This is a genomic window from Streptomyces sp. NPDC012466, from assembly GCF_042955215.1.
Lineage (GTDB): Bacteria > Actinomycetota > Actinomycetes > Streptomycetales > Streptomycetaceae > Streptomyces.
In genome coordinates this window covers 625,583-642,872 of the sequence record NZ_JBIBEQ010000004.1, presented here as the reverse complement: position 1 = coordinate 642,872, position 17,290 = coordinate 625,583, and the positions used below count along the sequence as shown (strand labels likewise).

Annotated in this window: 18 protein-coding genes and 1 pseudogene; 8 read left to right on the top strand and 11 right to left on the bottom strand. The window is 68.9% G+C overall.

The window, feature by feature from the left end; translation table 11 throughout:
* Window positions 1–10: 10 nt before the first annotated feature.
* Both ACFY9E_RS18875 and ACFY9E_RS18870 read left to right on the top strand, forming a co-directional pair.
* Entirely contained in the window at window positions 11–271 is a 261-nt protein-coding gene (locus ACFY9E_RS18875; RefSeq protein WP_390985007.1) for a hypothetical protein, read from the top strand.
* Window positions 272–431: 160 nt separating this feature from the next.
* Complete coding sequence (locus tag ACFY9E_RS18870) at window positions 432–2,099, top strand: hypothetical protein (RefSeq protein WP_390985004.1); 1,668 nt, start codon at window positions 432–434, stop codon at window positions 2,097–2,099.
* Window positions 2,100–2,232: 133 nt separating this feature from the next.
* Here the strand turns inward: ACFY9E_RS18870 and ACFY9E_RS18865 are convergent, their stop codons facing one another.
* A complete protein-coding gene (locus ACFY9E_RS18865) occupies window positions 2,233–3,168 on the bottom strand; it encodes a hypothetical protein (protein WP_390985001.1) in 936 nt (311 codons plus the stop codon).
* 478 nt (window positions 3,169–3,646) lie between these two features.
* Between ACFY9E_RS18865 and ACFY9E_RS18860 the strand changes: the two genes are divergently transcribed.
* The 3 genes from ACFY9E_RS18860 (at window position 3,647) to ACFY9E_RS18850 (ending at window position 6,631) form a co-directional block, all read left to right on the top strand.
* Window positions 3,647–4,825 carry an FAD-dependent oxidoreductase gene (locus tag ACFY9E_RS18860; RefSeq protein ID WP_390984999.1) on the top strand — a complete coding sequence of 393 codons (1,179 nt, stop codon included), beginning with the start codon at window positions 3,647–3,649 and terminating at the stop codon, window positions 4,823–4,825.
* 143 nt (window positions 4,826–4,968) lie between these two features.
* Entirely contained in the window at window positions 4,969–5,901 is a 933-nt protein-coding gene (sigJ, locus tag ACFY9E_RS18855; protein ID WP_390985142.1) for an RNA polymerase sigma factor SigJ, read from the top strand.
* 304 nt (window positions 5,902–6,205) lie between these two features.
* Window positions 6,206–6,631 (top strand): ATP-binding protein, encoded by a 426-nt coding sequence (locus ACFY9E_RS18850; protein WP_390984997.1) that lies wholly within the window; start codon window positions 6,206–6,208, stop codon window positions 6,629–6,631.
* Between the two features lie 99 nt (window positions 6,632–6,730).
* On the opposite strand, the gene ACFY9E_RS18845 is transcribed toward ACFY9E_RS18850, so the two are convergent.
* The gene (locus ACFY9E_RS18845) at window positions 6,731–7,096 is read right to left on the bottom strand and encodes an anti-sigma factor antagonist (protein WP_390984994.1); all 366 of its coding nucleotides are present in this window, start codon (window positions 7,094–7,096) and stop codon (window positions 6,731–6,733) included.
* A gap of 152 nt (window positions 7,097–7,248) precedes the next feature.
* Here ACFY9E_RS18845 and ACFY9E_RS18840 point away from each other — a divergent pair, with 152 nt between their 5' ends.
* Complete coding sequence (locus tag ACFY9E_RS18840) at window positions 7,249–7,752, top strand: ATP-binding protein (RefSeq protein ID WP_390984991.1); 504 nt, start codon at window positions 7,249–7,251, stop codon at window positions 7,750–7,752.
* 404 nt (window positions 7,753–8,156) lie between these two features.
* Here ACFY9E_RS18840 and ACFY9E_RS18835 read toward each other — a convergent pair whose 3' ends face one another.
* The 3 genes from ACFY9E_RS18835 to ACFY9E_RS18825 all read right to left on the bottom strand — a co-directional run bounded on the left by ACFY9E_RS18835 (window position 8,157) and on the right by ACFY9E_RS18825 (window position 10,620).
* Window positions 8,157–8,549: an anti-sigma factor antagonist gene (locus tag ACFY9E_RS18835; protein WP_390984989.1), complete on the bottom strand. Its 393-nt coding sequence runs from the start codon at window positions 8,547–8,549 to the stop codon at window positions 8,157–8,159.
* Window positions 8,549–10,033 carry a SpoIIE family protein phosphatase gene (locus ACFY9E_RS18830; RefSeq protein WP_390984986.1) on the bottom strand — a complete coding sequence of 495 codons (1,485 nt, stop codon included), beginning with the start codon at window positions 10,031–10,033 and terminating at the stop codon, window positions 8,549–8,551. Before ACFY9E_RS18830 ends, ACFY9E_RS18835 begins: the two co-directional genes overlap by 1 nt.
* 338 nt (window positions 10,034–10,371) lie before the next feature.
* Entirely contained in the window at window positions 10,372–10,620 is a 249-nt protein-coding gene (locus ACFY9E_RS18825; protein ID WP_390984983.1) for an STAS domain-containing protein, read from the bottom strand.
* A 413-nt stretch (window positions 10,621–11,033) separates the two neighbouring features.
* On the opposite strand from ACFY9E_RS18825, the gene ACFY9E_RS18820 reads away from it, so the two are divergent.
* Entirely contained in the window at window positions 11,034–11,810 is a 777-nt protein-coding gene (locus ACFY9E_RS18820) for a hypothetical protein (protein WP_390984981.1), read from the top strand.
* A 503-nt stretch (window positions 11,811–12,313) separates the two neighbouring features.
* Entirely contained in the window at window positions 12,314–12,850 is a 537-nt protein-coding gene (locus ACFY9E_RS18815) for a hypothetical protein (RefSeq protein WP_390984978.1), read from the top strand.
* Here ACFY9E_RS18815 and ACFY9E_RS18810 read toward each other — a convergent pair.
* The 6 genes and pseudogenes from ACFY9E_RS18810 to ACFY9E_RS18785 all read right to left on the bottom strand — a co-directional run bounded on the left by ACFY9E_RS18810 (window position 12,807) and on the right by ACFY9E_RS18785 (window position 16,577).
* Window positions 12,807–13,205 (bottom strand): transposase, encoded by a 399-nt coding sequence (locus ACFY9E_RS18810; RefSeq protein WP_390984975.1) that lies wholly within the window; start codon window positions 13,203–13,205, stop codon window positions 12,807–12,809. The genes ACFY9E_RS18815 and ACFY9E_RS18810 overlap by 44 nt on opposite strands.
* Window positions 13,172–13,699: a transposase gene (locus ACFY9E_RS18805; RefSeq protein ID WP_390984973.1), complete on the bottom strand. Its 528-nt coding sequence runs from the start codon at window positions 13,697–13,699 to the stop codon at window positions 13,172–13,174. The genes ACFY9E_RS18810 and ACFY9E_RS18805 overlap by 34 nt, the downstream gene beginning before the upstream one ends.
* A gap of 161 nt (window positions 13,700–13,860) precedes the next feature.
* A complete protein-coding gene (locus ACFY9E_RS18800; protein ID WP_390984971.1) occupies window positions 13,861–14,364 on the bottom strand; it encodes an N-acetyltransferase in 504 nt (167 codons plus the stop codon).
* A gap of 160 nt (window positions 14,365–14,524) precedes the next feature.
* Window positions 14,525–15,312, bottom strand: a protein-coding gene (locus tag ACFY9E_RS18795; protein WP_390985140.1) for an IS5 family transposase whose coding sequence is annotated in 2 segments (ribosomal slippage) — window positions 14,525–14,994 and window positions 14,994–15,312 — 789 coding nt in all. Because the reading frame shifts where the segments join, the coding sequence is not laid out codon by codon here.
* A gap of 104 nt (window positions 15,313–15,416) precedes the next feature.
* A pseudogene (locus ACFY9E_RS18790) lies at window positions 15,417–16,033 on the bottom strand (hypothetical protein).
* Window positions 16,034–16,313: 280 nt separating this feature from the next.
* Window positions 16,314–16,577 carry a hypothetical protein gene (locus ACFY9E_RS18785; RefSeq protein ID WP_390985157.1) on the bottom strand — a complete coding sequence of 88 codons (264 nt, stop codon included), beginning with the start codon at window positions 16,575–16,577 and terminating at the stop codon, window positions 16,314–16,316.
* Window positions 16,578–17,290 lie beyond the last annotated feature (713 nt).

Here is a 17,290-nt window from a genome sequence, read left to right as displayed (position 1 = left end):
GGAGCAGCACATGACGTACGTGTCTTCACCCGGGCCGTCCGGCCCGCCCAAACCTTCGCCCGGAGCATCCGGCCCCCGCGAGAGCGGACCCTGCGCGGCCAGCCCGTTCCTGCCCCTGCACACTGCCCTGGTCCTGCTGACGGCGATCGTCATCGGTCTGATCGTCGCCATCCTCACCTTCCTCAGCGGCACGCCAGCCGCTGGAGCGGCCCTCGCAGGCCTGCTCAGCACCGGAGCCGGTATCCCCGTGCTGCGCACGCTCATCGGCTGACGGACCAACCGTCACCCGGGCGGGCTGTCCCTCCGGAACGGCCCGCCCGTTGGGGCGCCGGTGGCAGAGACCGCCAGCGCTTCGCACAGCGACACACGCCCGCTGCCGCGCCGGCCGGCCACACTCCGGCCGCGCGGCGTCACTGGAACGGAGAAGACGCATGCGCCGTAGAAGCACCCTCCTGCTCCTCGTTCTCCTGATCTCGCTCATCCCCGGCCCGACAGCGTACGCATGGGGCCGGGAGCGAGCCGTCCCGCCGTCCGGAGCCGTCGAGTCGAGCGGGATCGTCTCGCTGTCCCGCGGTCCGGGCCAGCTCGACCTGTTCTGGATCCGGTCGGACGGGGCGGTCGCCACCGCCTACTGGAGCGACGGCCGTCAGGTATGGGATCCGCAGCTGGTCGCACCACCGGGCTCGGCCTCGGTGGGCTCGCTCAGCGGCGGGCTCGCCGCCGTGTCACGCAACCCGAACCACCTGGACGTCTTCTGGGTCCGGCCCGACGGCGGGGTCTCCAGCAACTGGTGGGACGCCGCCTCCCGACGCTGGGCCACACCCTTCCCGATCGCTGCCGCCCGCAGCGCCCTGCCGGGCACGCTGGCCGCCGCGTCACGCAACCCGGACCAGCTCGACGTGTTCTGGATCGGGCCGGACAGGGCCATCGGCACGACCGCCTGGAACCCCTCACACGGCTGGCTGCGCCCGTGGCCGATCACGACACCGGCGGCCGCACGCCACCCGGCCGGCGCTCTGTCGGTCGTCTCCCGCGTACGCGACCAGCTCGACCTGTTCTGGGTCCGGCCCGACGGCGGGGTCTCCACCGCGTGGTGGAACGCCCGGGCCAACTGGCCCTCCCGGTCCATCGCGCCCGCCGGGCACGTCCTCGTCGGAGACCGGACCGCACCACAGCGCGCGGCGCTCACCGTCGTGTCGCGCAGCGCCGATCAGCTCGACGTGTTCTGGATCGGCCCCGACGGAGCGGTCGGCACCACGGCATGGAACCCACGGCTCGACTGGCCCGCGCCCTGGCCGATCACCGCGCCGGGCGCGGCACGGCCCGGGGCGCTCGCGGCCGTGGCGCGCACTCGCACGCGGTTGGAGGTGGCCTGGATCTCTCCCGGCGACCGACTGCACACCATGTCCCTCGACGACGATGTCCCTGGGGGCTGGTCGGGCTCGCCCGCCACGGCGGCGGGCAGCGCCCTGCCAGGCGCCGTGAGCCTGATCTCCCGCCGTCCCGGTCACCTCGACGCCTTCTGGGTCCGCCCCGACCGCCGGATCGGCACCGACACCTGGGACACCGAACACCTTCGGGTGCACGTCCTGCTGGTCGACCGCTCGGAGAGCGAAGCCGTCGCATTTCGTACCAAACTCGCTGACGTGACCGCGTTGTTCGGCAAGGTCGAGGTGATCGTCGACACCGTCTCCGTCGAGCACCGCGACATACCCGGCACCGAGAGCGTCGACGTGGGCGCCTGCGACGCGGAACATCCGCTGACCTCCGACCAAACTGAACTGTTCGGCCATCGCCCGGACGGCGTGCCCGACACGGATGTGGTCGTCTATGTCGTGGGATCACTGCTGCCCGTCACGAGCACCGGTCCGATCCTCGGGTGCGCGAGGCACCGGCCCGGCAAACCCGAAGCGATCGTCGACTCCGAGATCTCCTGGGGCGGCCTGGCACACGAGATCGGCCATCTCCTCCTGGGCCCCGGCCACGAGAACAACCCGGACAACCTCATGTACGGATCGGAGGAACTGCGCAAGGTGCCGCCGGACATCCTGTCCCGGCAGAAGACCAAGATGTACACCAGCAGCCTCACCAATCCCTGATCCCCGCGATGACCGTGCGTGCCGTGTGAGCCGATGGGTCGGACAGGCACCCGGCACGCATCGCGGCTGCGGCCAGGTCACGGACGCGGTCAGAGGCGGCGCAGAGGAGCCGTGCTATCGGTCCAGTGCCAGTTCACAGGCTGCCACTGCCGTTTGAGGTCAGCGCGATCCACGCCACCTCCGCTTCTGGTTCCGGTTCCCCGCTTCCGACTACACGAGCAGGGTCCGGGCCGGCCTGAGGCCGGTAGACGTTCACGCCGTCGTAGTGCATGGTCCGGTACCGGTGCGTGACCACGCCGCAGGCCGGGCACACCACGGTCAGCTTGCGCCCCCATGCCGGAATGCTGTCATCACCGAGTCCGGGCAGGGAGGGAACACTCACGCCGACCCTCCGGTCTAGAAGGGCCAGGGTGCCAGGGCTGTCGCCGTGCGCGAGGGAGCTGCAGGCCTTCCAAATCAGCTCGGCGACGTCCGCGCCCATGCCGTGGGTGCGGCCGGCCTCCTGGACGATGGACTCGTAGCTGGGCCGTGCCTTAACCGCCTTGCGCGCCTCGTCGGGGGTGGCTCCTGCTGCGACGATGATGTTCGTAAGTCGCTGAAACTGCTCCTCGGTGGTGTGGGTGCCCGGCGTGTAGACCAGTTTCCGGAGCCGGGCGTCGTGCTTGACCTCGCCGGCTTGCAGGCTCAGGCGCCGGGTGAGGCGCTGGAGGCGGTTGGCCGGCCCCAGCAGCCAGACGACGCGGGCCGCATTCTCGAAGACACCCCGCACGAGCGAGGCCTGCGCGTGGGTGTGGATGACGGTGGAGGCGTGCGTCGCGATCTGCGCCGCGAGGATGGAGGACCGCAGGCACTGGAGGTGGTCGACGGCCACAGTAAGGGCGTGCCACGCGCTGTGCGACACCTGGTACGGGTCGCTCTTGGCGTCGTCGCCTGTCAATGCGCTTCCGGACTGCACATGCCACTGGCCGTTGTTCTGCTGGGTGTACGCGTCGAACTGCCGCGCGTCGTCCAGGAGGGTGAGCAGCTGCCGGAGATACTGGTCGTGATGGCGCTCTTTGAATCTCCCCACCTCATGCTCAGGGTGGGACAGACCTGCTCTCCGAGATCCCCACCCGCGGCCCGCGGGTCAGGGGCGGAACGGTGCGTCCTTTGGATTCGCCCTGCAGCGGCCGCACTTGGGGCCGGGCTCGCGCGCCGGTAGACCTTCAGCATTGAACGCTACGGGGGTCGGCACGTTGAACTGGATCTGGATGACTGGCAGTCTGCGCTCTCGAGGATCTGATACTGGAGTCGTACGCGGAGTTCGACTTCATCAGCGGTGAGGGGTTCGCGGATTTTGGCCGCGGCAGAAGCCGTTGTCTTCGGCATCCTGCTCCGCCTCAGCCCAGGCCCGATACAGCCAGGCACGTGGTGCATCTTTCCGGCCCACCAACGACGACGCCCAGCGAGACGTGAGTCACATCAAAGGGCTGTCACGTCCGACGGTGGTTGCTTGTCCCATGGGCGTCACCGGCACCGAAGCCGGTGCCCGACCCTGGGAGATTGAGATGACCAACGGCCACCACGTCGTCGTTCTCGGCGCCGGCTACACGGGTATGTTCAGCGCTGTCCGGCTGGCCCACCGCACCCGCCGGACCGACGTGAAGATCACCCTGGTCAACCCTTCGAGCCGGTTCGTCGAGCGACTGCGGATGCACCAGATTGCCGCCGGGCAGCGGCTGGCCGACCACCAGATCCCCGACCTGCTCGCCGGTACTGGCGTCACGTTCGTCCAGGGCACCGCCACCGCTATCGATCCCGAGACCCGGCGCATCACCCTCGACGGCGCCACGTCCCTCGGTTACGACACGCTCGTCTACGCGCTGGGCAGCTCGACCGACACCGGGAAGGTCCCCGGCGCCGACGACCATGCGTTCACCCTCAACAGCCCGGAGATCGCCGGCCGGTTCGCCGCGCGGCTCACCGAGGTCGCTGCCGCCGGCGGCACGGTCACCGTTTGCGGCGCCGGCCTGACCGGCATCGAGGCGGCCACCGAGATCGCGGAGAGCCGCCCCGGTCTGCGCGTCACGCTGATCAGCCCGGACGAGCCCGGCGGCATGATGGGCGCCAAGGCCCGCGCCCACCTCTACCGCGCACTGGACCGCCTCGGCATCATCCTGGAGACCGGCGCCCGCGTCACCAAGGTGCTGCCCGAAGGCGTCGAGCTGGCTGACGGCCGGATCGTCCGATCCGACGCCTGCCTGTGGACCGCCGGCGTCAAAGTGTCGCCGCTCGCCACTGATGCGGGAATCGCCACCGACGACCGCGGTCTGATCCTGGTCGACGCCACGCTGCGCTCGATGTCCCACCCGGAGATCCACGCCATCGGTGACGCCGCCGCCGTACGCCTGGCCTGGGGACAGCTCCACGGCTCCTGCCAGAGCGGCCTGCCCACCGCCCAGTACACCGCCGACACCGTCGCGCGGCTGATACGCGGCAAGACCGTCAAGCCATTCCGCTTCGGCTACTACCACCAGCCGGTCAGCCTCGGCCGCCGCGACGCCGTCATCCAGTTCACCAGGACCGACTTCACTCCCCGCCGCCAGTGCCTCACCGGCCGCGGTGCGGTCATGTACAAGGAGATGGTCAGCGCCAGCCCCCTCACGACGTACCGGCTCAGCAAGCGCATGAACGTCACCACGATCGTCTCCAAGGGCGGCCGCGCCACCCGCAGGCCCGCGGCGTGACCGGCACACCCGCTCCCGGCGCCGTGATCCACCCCTTGCCGTCCGGTTCACGGCGCTGGCAGCATGAGCCGGTGATCGACACCGCCGGGCAGGACGACCCGTACCTCGCACACCGCAGGCTGCTGTTCGCCACCGCCTACCGCATGCTGGGCAGTGTCAGCGACGCGGAGGATGTCCTGCAGGACGCGTGGCTGAAGTGGAGCACGACGGACCGTGACGCGGTCAGCCACCCCAAGGCATACCTGGTGCGTACGGTCACCAACCTCTCCCTGAACCGGCTCACCTCCGCGCGGGCCACCCGCGAGACCTACGTCGGACCGTGGCTCCCCGAACCCCTGCTGACGTCTCCGGACATCGCCTCGGAGGCCGAATTGGCCGACTCCGTCTCCACTGCCATGCTGGTCGTGCTGGAAACTCTCAGCCCCGTGGAACGCGCCGTCTTCCTGCTCCGCGAGGTCTTCGGCTACTCGCACAGCGAGATCGCCGAGACCCTCGAACGCCCCGAGGCGACGGTCCGCCAGATCGCCCACCGCGCCCGCGCGCATGTCCAGGCCCGCCGCCCCCGTTTCGACGCCGACCCCGACCGGCGCCGGCAGATCACCGCCCAGTTCCTGGATGCCTGCGCGGGCGGCGACCTGAACGCCGTGATGGAACTGCTCGCTCCCGACGTTACCGCCTGGTCCGACGGCGGCGGCAAGGTCACCGCGGCTCGTCGCCCGCTCCACGGCATCGACCATGTCGCGCGCTGGCTCCTGGGCTTCCTGGCCAAGCCCGAACTGGCCGACCTGGTCATGGAGCCGGCCGTCATCAACGGCGAACTCGGCATCCTGGCCACCCTCGGCGAGCACACCGTAGGCGCCCTCTGCTTCGACATCGGTGGCGGCCGCATCCACAACCTGCGCTTCCAGGTCAATCCCGACAAGCTCGGCGGGCTGACCCCCGACAACAGCCTGGCGGTCCCTGAAGCGTTCAAGCCCGGAGCCATTCCGGCAGGGCCAGGGCCTCAGGCCACGGCAAGTCATCCAGGGCCGCCACAAACCGTCGCTTGCGACGCCGCCCTCGACGGAGCCGAATAGCCCCGAGGCCATCACATACGGACGCTTCCGGCTCCCATTGACCAAGGCAGCCGCCTGGGGAGCGAAGAGCATCGTCGGCCGATTTCAAAGAGCCGCATCAGTCGTCCGTCATCCTGCCGATGCTAGGGAGTACGGGAGGGGTCGGCCCGGCAATTGCGCCAGCCGACCGCGATCGCCTTCAGCGCCACGGGGGGGGCGGCGCGGGTGAGTCCCGCCCCGCCTGATCAGGCGGAGGAGGCCAGTGGGACCACGTGGTGACGGCCGTACAGTGCCTGGTGAACACCTGGTGCGCACGGGCTGCGCCGTGGGCGGCGACGACGGCTGTATCGCAGATGCCCGGCATCGCGCCACCGCCTTCCTCGACCAGGCCGTCCACGATCATCACCTGTCCGTGTCCGCTCACGCGAGGTACCTCACCCAGCTGGCGGTCAGCGAGCTGGTCACGAACGCCCGCAAATACGCTCCCGGACCCATCCTGATGGAACTGCGCATCACGGCCAGCACCCTGGAAGTCGTCGTCTGGGACAGTGATCCCTCGATCCCGACAGCCCGGGCCGCCGATCCCGGCCGGATCGGCGGCCACGGCCTGGAGATCGTGAAAGCCGCCGCTGAGCGCTTCGAGATACAACGGGAACAGGCGGGCAAACGAATCACCGCCCGCATTGCCCTCACCAATACCATCGGCGGCGCCTCCACCACTCCACGAACCGACCACCGTCACCTTGCGTGAACCGGAGACCTCGCAGAAGCAGCGGACAGCCAGCACCGGCCGATCCACACCAAGCCCGGCAGCGGCACCTCACTGCGTCGCAGCCCGGCACAGCGCTGGTCAGGCGGTCAGGGCCTGCTCGACGGTGGGATGACAGCCGATGACCTGGTCCAGCCCGACGAGCTGCAGGGTCCGCAGCACCGATTCCTGGGCGCCGGCGATACGCAGCCACCCCTGAGCAGCGCTCATGCTCTGGTGGGCGGCGATAAGCACGTTGATGCCGCTGGAGTCCATGAAGGTCACGCCGCTGAGGTCCACCACGATCTTCGGCGGCGCCGCTCCGCCATAGGACAGCAGGGCCTCGGTGAGCTCGTTCCTGACGGCGTGGTCGATCTCGCCGCGCAGAGTGAGTACCCGGATGTCGCCGACGGCGGTGTGGTCGATCAACAGAGGGCCGGGCCCGCCTGGCGCGTGGGTGTCTGTCACCGTTTCCTCGGCTGCGCTCGCTGATGGGGACTCCGGCCCCCGACACGATGTGCGTTGGCAGCCTGCCCCGATAATACGGTGAACACCTGTTCGACTCTCGGTGTAACTGAGCTCACGGCATGTGGCGCAGAAGCCGGGGTAGGCGCGGGCGGATGAACGGGGGAACAAGGGTGGATCCGGCGGAATCAGTCCCCGATGAAGACAGCGTGGTGCCTGGCGCCCCTCCGATACAGGACACCGTCGCCCTGGACGGTGACGGATCCTGCATCGCCGAGGCACGCCACCGAGCGGCCGGCTTCCTCACCCGCGTCCAGGCCGAACACGGTCTGCCGGTATCGGCACGCGCCATGGACCTGACGCAGCTGGTGGTCAGCGAACTGGTCACCAACGCGCTCAAGTACGCTCCCGGGCCGGTGCTGGTGGAGCTGCGCATCACTGGCGCCGTGGTGGAAGTGGTCGTATGGGACAGCGACCCGGTCCTGCCGGTGGCCCGGGCCGCCGATGCGGGCAGAGTCGGGCAACACGGCCTGGAGATCGTCATGGCCGTCGCGCAGGGCTTCGAGGTCCAGCGGGAGCCGGTCGGCAAACGCATCACCGCCCGCATCGCCCTACCCGACGACCCCGGCGGGGACATCACCGGACGCCGCCCCCAGTAGCCGGGCGGGCCGATGCCTAGCTGCCCTTGAGTCGCCGTCATAGGCGGCCGACGCCGACAGCGGATCACTGTCTCCGGTCTTCTGTCCCTCATCCCCCGCTGTCTGCCCCGTTGCCCCGCCCCGCCTCACATGACCGCCACAAGAAGTTCCCGCTGTGTCCCGGCAGGATGGCACGACCAGGAGACAGCGCCGATCCACCTCCCGAAAACGCTGTCGAATTGCGTTCGCTGCCGTGTGGAGAGCCAGACTGCCTGCTGGCTGCCCTGCAAAGGGCGATTCAGCCTGACTTCCCAGCCCTGTTCTCTTGGGCCCGTGACGCCTGCCCCGGCGCCGCGGTGACAGCGTCTCTGGCGCATGCCCTTGGAACGCCGCACAAGCCTCTGGTCTGGCAGAGCAGAGGCTGCTTACCTGTTCGCGGAGGCGGGTGGGCTGTCGGTCAAGGCGGCGACCGCGTCGGCGGTTGTTGCATGGACAGGCAGGAGTGAGTCGACGCCGGTCATGCTGAGCATGCGCATCAGGCGGTCGGGGACGGCGGCGAGGCTGAGTGAGCCGCCCGCTTCTTGGGCCGCGTGCCAGATGCCGATGATCGCGCTGAGACCGGCGGAGTCGCAGAAGCCGACCGGTGCCAGGTCCAAGACCAGGCGAGGGTGTCCTTGCTGGATGATCTCCAGGGCTCCGGAGCGCAGGGTGGGTGCGGTGTGCACGTCCACATCGCCGACGATCGTGGCGAGGGCGAGGGCGAGGCCGGGGTGGGGGTGCTGGACGGTCAGGTGAAGTGGGTGGGTCACGTCGGTCATCACTCCTGGCCGAAGTGTTCGGGTGCGGCGGTGGTGTGGGCGGTGGCGGCGACGCCGCTGTCGGGTGCTGTTTCGGCGTCGGGCACGGACAGGGACAGCAGGGCCACGTCGTCGCCGGCTCCGTCGGGCATTGAGGCCAGCAACGTGACGGTGTCTTCTACCAGGGTGGTGGCGGTGAGGGGGCCGGTGCGTTGGTGGAGGAAGCCGGTCAGGCCGTCCTCGCCGAGCATGGCGTCCTGGGTGGTGCGGGCTTCGGTCAGCCCGTCGGTGTAAAGGAACAAGCCCTCCCCGGGGGCCAGCAAGAAGGTGGACTCGGCGAAGAGTGCCTGGGGGAAGGCTCCGATGAGCATGCCGCCCTTGGGTCGGACCGCCTTGACCCATACCTCGCCGCTGTCGTCGGGGCGCACGTGGTAGGCCGGCGGGTGGCCGCCGGTGGCCACGGTGACGCTGAAACCGCCGTCCTCCCGGGGTGTCAGGAGGCCGAAGAGGGCGGTGCAAAAGCGGCTTCCGGCGGTGACGTCGGTGAGCAGGGCGGTGTTGAGCGTGCTCAGGACGGTGACCGGGTCCGGGTCGATCTGGGCCGCGGCGCGCAGGGTGTGGCGGGCCAGGGCGGTGACGGTCGCTGCCTCGGGGCCTTTGCCGCACACGTCACCGAGGAAGAACGCCCACCGGCTGCCGTCGACGGGGAAGACGTCGTAGAAGTCGCCGCCCACGTCGTGGACGGAGGCGGTGCGGTAGTGGCAGGCCAGCTCAAGGCCCGGCACGAGGGGAAGGGCCGGGGGCAGCAGGGTGCGCTGGAGGGTGGAGGCGAACGCGGCGATGGCGGTCTTGTCCTTCTCCGCCTGTTCCCGCGCCGCTCGTTCCGCCTCGGCACGCGCTCGTTCCATCTCGGCCTGGCGGCTTTCCGCCTCCCGCCGCTGCTGCTCATTGCGTAGTGCGCGCAACGCCGACAGCCGCAGCTCCATCTCGTCCAGGACGATCGCGGCGAGGTCGGCCAGTGTGGCGGTGTCGTCCTCGGTGATGGAGCGCGGTTTGGTGTCCAGGACGTTGACCGTGCCCAGCCGGTGGCCGTCGGGGGTGATGATCGGTGCGGCAGCGTAGAAGCGCACACCCATCTCCCCTGCGACCAGCGGATTGTCCGTCGCCACGGGATCACGGAGGGTGTCGGGGATGACCAGCGCGTCGTCGCGCAGAATCGCCGAGCCGCACAGGCCCGGATCGCGGCCGATCTCCTTGACGCCCTCGAGGCCGTGTGCGGCCTTGAACCAGATGCGGTCGGTGTCCACGATCGTGACCGTGGCCACGGGGACATCGAAGAGGCGGGCGGCCATCGCCGCCACCCGGTCGAACGCGCCGTCGGGCGGAGTGTCGAGGATGTCGTAACGGCGTACCGCTTCAATACGGGCCGCCTCCACATCCAGGTCCGGGACCAGCTCGGGGCGACGCCCAGAAGCCGGGTCGGTGGCCGAGGCCTGCTGGGTCATCGGCTTTCCTCTCCGTCGGTGGGCCGCCGCGAGCGGCATGAACCGACGCAGCCTAGATCGAGTACACGTCCGAAAGCCAATGCCAGGGACGTGATCGCACTGCGCGGGCTGCCGTGGCCAGACGAATCCGTGACCCCACCCAGGCGGCGCCCGGCCCCGTTCGGCTAGAAGAGGGCAAGATCGACGAGGCCTGGCCCTGATCGAGGTCACGTCCCGCGACAGCGCGGCCAGAGCAGCTGCCGTGCGCATGGCCAGCGTGTAGCGGTCGGTGAACTCCGGCCCTACGACGCCGAGCAGTCGGCGGCCCGGTGCCCAGAGCGGTCGTGCGAGCACTGACTTTAGTCCGAGATGGCATCCGCGACGCTGGCCCGGATGTCCAGGACGGTGTCGGCTCCGGCGATCTCAAACCCCCGCTTCAGCTGTGGCGTAGGCGCGGCCACACGCAGGCTCGTCATGGGGTGGATGTGCAGCAGCAGATTCAGGAACATTGAGTCCGCGAACGTGACCCCCGAAGCGTCCAGGACCACCAGGGAATGCTTCTGGGCGGCCGTCCGCAGCGCGTCGGCGAGCGGGCCGATGGAGTCCATATCGTAGTCACCGCCGTCGACGGCGAGGCAGAGCCGGTGGTCGTGAAGCTGGGCGTGTGGGTATCGAACACCAAATCGAGGCGGGACCGGCTTGCCCAGGAACAGCTGGACGCACTCCGGGAACTGGGCATCGACTGGGCATGACGCCGTCGCCCCTCCGGGCCACTGAAGCGGCCGCGAGGGCGGGGGATTCTGCAGTGACAGGTTGGTGCTGTCACGCCCGGACACGGCCCTGACTGTCCGGTCCAGCAGTGCACCCGCATCCCCTGTTGCCAACGTGAGCCTGGACGGAGCCCCGAGGCTTGGTGGTGCCTTCGAGGAACGCGTCCACTGTCGCGAAAAAATTTTGTGGGGGGAAGTGCCTCGTCTGTCTTAGGAGAGGGCGACTACAACTTCCAGTGCGAGGTGGATAGATGCCCGAACATGAAGTGGTCTGGCAGACACGTGACCGACATCACGCAAAGAGGCGCGGTTCCGAGCGATGCACAGATGACCGCGAACTGCTTGCTCGGCTCCAGGACGCGCGCTTCGAGGGTCTCCTACTCGAGCAGTTGGTGAATGATCTGTGGCAGTACGGCTGGCGATGCCTGCGTAGGTGGATGAGGGACGGCACCATCACGGCACAGTGCAAGACGAAGGGCATCCCGCTAACGTGCTTCGACAACGAGACGACAGAACTGCAGCGCAGCTCCGAGCTACGCGAGGACCTCGCTGCGACAGCAGTGGGCGACGCGGTGCGCTACTTCGTGGAGACAAGCCTTCCGTGTGGCTACTGGAAGCCTCACAAGGGCGCCAGCATGCGCACCTACTTCATTCATGACTGCCTCTACCGGTTCCGTAACGCCTTCAACGAGTGGGCCAGGCCGCGGCGCCGCATGATGGAGGCGCTCGCCCAGCCGTACCTCGACGACGACTGGCCGGCCTCTGCGGCCGCCTTCGAGGAGCAGGTGGCGCTGCGCGACGCAGTCCGACTGATTCTGCGGCGCTCGTCCGCAGAGGGGGCGGCAATCGTGGCGCTGATGTACCAAGAGCAATGCACGCAGAAGGAGATCGGTGTCAGGCTCGGTCTGTCCGTGCGTTCGGTTGAGGGGCACCTGCGCCGCGTCCGGCTTTTGGCCCGGGACATGCAACGCCGAGGACAGATCGACGTGCCGTTCGCAGTGCTCGACTCCAAGGCGGGGGCCCGATGAACCTGCGGACCGCAGTGCTGCTGCTCGCCGGTGCGGGCGCAACGTACATCGCGTTCAGGCATCCGGCGGTGGGGATTGCGGTGCTCGTGGGCATAGCGGTCATCACCGTGCTCAACGTCCTCCTCAGCAGCGAGACAGAAGAGGGAAACCGCAGCAGGCCACCCGGCGCAGGGCAGAGGGAAGACCCTCCCTCCGGTCCCGCAGGCTCTTGACCGTTTGCAGGCAGCACGGCTACGGCTTGTTGCACTGGACACCGGGTCTCTCCCGTGGTCGAGCCATCCGCCGGCCTGGCTCAGGCATGTTCGGTCCTCTGAGTGTGGTCGGTCTCGTGGGGCGAATTCCAGGGGTTGTTGCAACACCGCGGTGAGTTGATCAAATCGGGAGCAGTTTAGAAGCTGTTGTCTTTCCGGGTGTGATCGACGGGTTTCCGCTGGTCACGGATGTATGCGGTAGGCCCTTGGGAGTAGTGGCCTGTCAGGTCGTCACTCCACGGGAGGTCTCGAATGCCGTCAGTCGTTGGACTACTGGAACACCGCGAGCTCGCTGCTCGGCGTCGGGTGGATGGCCTGCGTGAGGAGGCGGACCGTGTCCATGCCGAGTTGGCCGCGGCCGAGGAGGAATGGCAGGAGTGGGTGATCGCCCGGCGGCGGGTCGATACGGTTCTGGCTCCGGACGGTGCCGCTGACGCCAGACCTCGGGCCGTGGCCGGTCCTCGGGAGGTGGTCAGGCAGCCGGTGTCCTGTGACGCGGCCAGACCGAAATCGCTGGTGCCGGTGCGGCGTGCGGGGATGGCCTCCTCGGTGCTGTCGCTCGACTACCAGCGCGTTCTTCAAGCAGTCGCGGACCGTGTCCGTCTTGGGCAAGGACCGCTGACCTGCCAGGAAATGGCCGCGGTGTTCGGTATGGACGTGGTGCCGGCGCGGGTGGAGGCATTGCGGTCGAAGGCGAAACGCCTGGTCGCCCGGGGCTGGCTGGCCGAGCCCACTCCCGGCCGGTTCACCCTCGCCCCCGGTGCGGCCGGGCCAGACGACGGATCATAGGAGCGATCATCGACCAGCTGATCATCGCCTCGGCGCTGGCGATATGACGCTCGAAGTCGCGGACCAGACGGCGGCTTCGCATCAGGTGCGCGAAAAGACGCTCGACGATCCACCGCTTGGGCAGCACCACGAACCCCTTCACGCTGTCGCTGCGCTTGACGATCGCCACAACCAGGGCGAACGCGGCTAGGCGGTGCTCGAGGAGGCTGCCGGTGTAGCCGCCGTCGGCCCAGACCAGGGCCAGGCGATGGTGGGCGGTGGCCACCCGTTCCAGCAGCACATGGGCGGCCGCCCGATCGCCCACATCCGCAGCGGTGACCATCACGCCCAGCAGCAGGCCGAGGGTGTCGACCACGACGTGCCGCTTGCGTCCGTTGACCAGCTTGCCGCCGTCGAAGCCACGGCTGCCGGCGCCAACCACAGCGCCTTGACCGATTGCGAATCAATCACGCCAGCCGTCGGCAGGGCATCGCGTCCTGCCCTCTCCCGGACCTGCCCGCGCAGCCGGTCATGGAACTCCCGGACCAGGTCGTGGTCGCGCCAGCGGCGGAAGAACGCATAAACCCGGTCCCACGGTGGGAAGTCGGCCGGCATGGCCCGCCACTTGATGCCGTTATCCACGAGATAGCCGATCGCGTCCAGCATCGCGGGGTGGCAGTACGCCTCCGGCTGCCCGCCTCGGCCCCGCATCCAGCCCGGCACCGGCAGCAACGGCCGTACTCTCGCCCACTCCGCGACCGACATGTCGGTCGGATACCGGCGCTCACGCAGGGGATTGTCGGCCGCGTTTCCGAACCGGTGAGCCAGACAGTCACACTCCCGGGTGCCCGCGGTGGACTGCACGGGCATCGGCGCACAAGACTGCGACACCAGGGCCTCCTGATGCTCGGTGATTCGATACCAGCGAGCTGTTCAGGAGGCCCTCCTCGCATGCACCGAGCACCCGACGACTACCCATTCGAGGCGTCTGTTCGATCACCAAGTCCCAAGAGCATTACGACAGCAGCTGCTTACGCGTCGGGATGTTCCGGCAGGGCGAGCCAGTCCGACCAGGAGATCTCGCGCCCGAGGAAACGCGGCCGCTCGAACGGCCAGTCGGCGGCGATCCACTGCGGCACCAGCGTGTCGAGGGCTTGCTCGACCTTGCTGCCCACCAGCTCGTCCACCACCCACCAGGAGATCTCGCCGTCGGCGCCGGCCCTCTCCGGCGGGTCGATGTAGACGCAGCCGAGCAGAGCTGTCTCCGCCGCGTCGAACAGCGCGTAGTTGAAAGACTGGTGTGCGGCGATCTCCTTCTCGTGCCGCAACAGGTCGGCCTGGTCGGCCTCGTAGGTCATGGTGGCCGCGGGCCAGCCCCAGGCCGGGCCGAAGATGGTCCACAGCCGCTCGCGCGAACCCATCACAGCCGGATAGTCGAGCGGGGTGTCCGCCTCCCGGATCGGCCGCAGGTGATGACCACCGCCCGGCAGCCGTACCAGGACGGGGTGGACGAAGTCATCGGGAAGCCAGCTCATGGCGCCCGACCGTAGCAGCGCGCGGCCGTCCGCTCCCCCGAATTCTCCCCGTACCGCCAAGCCCTGCTCTCATGCCGGGCAGGGCCCGCGATCAACCGATCGGGACTCCCGTTCGATCGACGGACTCTGTGATCGATATGGCAACGGCTTCTTAGAGGTCCTAACAAAGGCGTTGGACGTAGCGGTGGGTGATGAGGCAGGTGGCGAGGCCGAGGAAGGCTTCGTGGATGTCGTCGCGTCTCTCCCAGCGGATCCGCAGGCGGCGGAAGCCGTGCAGCCAGGAGATCGTCCGCTCGACGACCCAGCGGAAGATGCCCAGGCCCGAGCCGTGCGGCTGCCCGGGTTCGGCGATCAGGGGCCGGATACCGCGTTTCCACAGCAGCCGCCGGTACTTGTCGTGGTCGTAGCCGCGGTCAGCGAAGAGCATGTCCGGCCGTCTGCGTGGCCGTCCGACGACGCCAGCCACGGGTGGGACCTTGTCCAGCAGGGGCAGGAGTTGGGTGACGTCGTTACGGTTCCCACCGGTCAGCGACACCGCGAGCGGGACGCCCTGGCCATCGACAAGGACGTGGTGTTTGCTGCCCGGCCGTGCGCGGTCGACCGGGCTGGGACCGCTTTTGGGCCCCTGCGGGCCGCCCGCACGTGGGAGGAGTCGATCACCGCCCGCGACCAGTCCAGCTGCTTCGCCGACCGCAGCTTCTTCAGCAACACCAAGTGCAGCTGGTCCCACACGTCGGCCTCGTTCCAGGCGGCCAGGCGTCGCCAGCACGTCATACCCGAACCAAAGCCCAGCTCCTGTGGCAGGTACTCCCACTGGATGCCGGTGTGCAGCACGAACAGGATCCCACACAGGGCCTGCCGGTCCGGCACTCGCGGCCGGCCCGCCACCAGCTTCGGCCCTGGCTCGGGCAGCAACGGCTCGATGAGCGACAGTTCGTCCGACACGATCCACGGCCGCGACTGACGTTTCCCCACGACTCGACCAACGAGCAGACAAGCCGACGGTCACTTGATCAACAACTTTCGTTAGGGCCTCTTAGCTGTCTCCTTGGTCAGTGCCGTGTCCAGATGAGGATGGCGGCGAGGTGGAGTGCGGCCTGGTAGGCGATGGCGAGTTTGTCGGTTCGTGTGGCCAGGCCGCGTCACTGCTTGAGGCCGTTGATGCACCGCTCGACGGTGATGCGCTGCTTGTAGGAATCCGCGTCGAAGCCGGACGGGCGGCCGCCTTGGCGGCCCCGACGCAGACGGTGGGCGATCTGGTCCGACGGTTGCGGATGACTGCGCGGATCTGCGCGACGCAGTGGCCACGGATCGCGCGGGATGAGTAGGCGCGGCTGGCCAGGACCATGGCCGGGCGGGTCCGGGGACGGCCGGGGCCGATTCTGGGCACCCGGATGCGGGCCATGACCGTCTCGAAAGCGGGCGCGTCACGCCAGTAGTCCTCGGCTTCCTCGAGGAGCAGGACCCGCTGTCCGCTGTGCGCCCAAGCCGCCGCGATCCCGCCGGCCAGGTGGTAAAGGTTCCCCGAGCGCTCAGCCAGGAACCGCAGGACGTGCGGTGCGTGCGGCACATCGCCGGTCGTGGCGCGGCGCAGGGCTTCGGTGTGCTTGTTCCCGTTCTGGCTCGCCCGGCGGGCGCTCTGCGCGGCGGTGGACTGGTTCTTCGGCATGACGTACTCCTTGGCCGTGCCGGGCCACGCCCCCGGCGCAGGCTCGTACGACTGCCGTGGAGACAACGGAACCCAAGAACGGGAAGGGGCGGGCCCCGCAGGACCTTGACCTCCGCGTCCGGCGGCGTGGCTCCGAAAGCGGCCGGTGATCGGCAGGACGCCACTAGCCGGGCAGGATGATAACCGGCTCAGCCGGACCGGTCGAAGCCACGAGTCGCCCATTCCCTCGAACGGGCGAGGTTTCCGGTCGGCCGTGCGTGCTGGGCGAGCTGTGCTGCCGTCAGCGCCCTGCCGGTTCGGGGTATCGGGCGCGGCGCCGGTCCGGGTCATCGACGCCGTTTTCGTACAAGGGCTCGCCGCGCTTCAGCCGGGGCAGGGTGTTCACCCAGACCGCGACGGTGATGCCCTTCACGTCGGCGGCGAGCGCCTGGAGGCGGTTGTCGAGCAGGTGCTCCTCCTTGCCCGCCAGGACGACGTGGAGCCGCGGGAAGGTCTTGGAGCGGGTGTAGCGGTGACGCTGCCAGAAGGGGAAACGTGGTGCCATTCGTGCCGCGGACGCCTTCCCAGACGTGGTACCCGGCGTAGCGCTCGTAGTCCCAGACCTCACGTGCGAGGCGGGCCTGGGACATGGTGCCGTTGTCGAGCTCGAAGAGGCGCACCTCGCTGGTCTTCCCCTTCGCCGACATCACAGGGGAAGGGAGAGAGGTGTCAGCATGCCGGGAGGCCCCTTGCCTGCTCGCGCCCTTGCCGCTCAAGCGGACAGTCGCAGCCCGATGTTGCTCCGATCGGGTGGTACAGGCCGCTGCCGGCGTCAGGCTCCTCTGGCGATGGACAGATCGGGGCTACGGTCGCCTGCTGACTGCATAGGCAGAACACGGTGAAGCACTGCGGGGAGACGGCATGAGGTACAGCCCTGGCTTGACGGCCCGCGTGAGCGTGTTTGCGGCGGTCCTCGGGCTCGTCGCAGCGTGCGGTTCGGGAGGAGGGGCAGAAGACACTGAGGAGAGCCCCACTCCTTCGCGGCCAAGCTCCACCCTGACGTCGCCGTCACCCTCGCCGTCACCGACGTCGCCGTCCCCCTCGCCGTCGCCTTCCGGCAGTTCTTCTTCCTACAGTGGCGAGTCGATCCCTCCGCCCGCCCCCGTGCCGTCGAACACGGGCCCCTCGGATGACGGAGGCGCGGACATCACTCCGCCTGAAGACACTCCGCCTCCGGCCTGCCCCGGTGATCCGGAGTGCCCGCCATCACCGGACGGT

Excerpts from the sequence above, each read along its gene's own strand:
- ACFY9E_RS18800 (WP_390984971.1), bottom strand. The coding sequence starts at position 14,364 with ATGAGCTGGCTTCCCGATGACTTCGTCCACCCCGTCCTGGTACGGCTG.
- ACFY9E_RS18825 (WP_390984983.1), bottom strand. The coding sequence starts at position 10,620 with ATGGACTCCATCGGCCCGCTCGCCGACGCGCTGCGGACGGCCGCCCAG.
- sigJ (WP_390985142.1), top strand. The coding sequence starts at position 4,969 with ATGCTGGGCAGTGTCAGCGACGCGGAGGATGTCCTGCAGGACGCGTGG.
- ACFY9E_RS18820 (WP_390984981.1), top strand. The coding sequence starts at position 11,034 with ATGCCCGAACATGAAGTGGTCTGGCAGACACGTGACCGACATCACGCA.
- ACFY9E_RS18785 (WP_390985157.1), bottom strand. The coding sequence starts at position 16,577 with ATGGCACCACGTTTCCCCTTCTGGCAGCGTCACCGCTACACCCGCTCC.
- ACFY9E_RS18805 (WP_390984973.1), bottom strand. The coding sequence starts at position 13,699 with ATGCCCGTGCAGTCCACCGCGGGCACCCGGGAGTGTGACTGTCTGGCT.
- ACFY9E_RS18835 (WP_390984989.1), bottom strand. The coding sequence starts at position 8,549 with ATGACCGACGTGACCCACCCACTTCACCTGACCGTCCAGCACCCCCAC.
- ACFY9E_RS18870 (WP_390985004.1), top strand. The coding sequence starts at position 432 with ATGCGCCGTAGAAGCACCCTCCTGCTCCTCGTTCTCCTGATCTCGCTC.
- ACFY9E_RS18860 (WP_390984999.1), top strand. The coding sequence starts at position 3,647 with ATGACCAACGGCCACCACGTCGTCGTTCTCGGCGCCGGCTACACGGGT.
- ACFY9E_RS18815 (WP_390984978.1), top strand. The coding sequence starts at position 12,314 with ATGCCGTCAGTCGTTGGACTACTGGAACACCGCGAGCTCGCTGCTCGG.
- ACFY9E_RS18875 (WP_390985007.1), top strand. The coding sequence starts at position 11 with ATGACGTACGTGTCTTCACCCGGGCCGTCCGGCCCGCCCAAACCTTCG.
- ACFY9E_RS18840 (WP_390984991.1), top strand. The coding sequence starts at position 7,249 with ATGAACGGGGGAACAAGGGTGGATCCGGCGGAATCAGTCCCCGATGAA.
- ACFY9E_RS18830 (WP_390984986.1), bottom strand. The coding sequence starts at position 10,033 with ATGACCCAGCAGGCCTCGGCCACCGACCCGGCTTCTGGGCGTCGCCCC.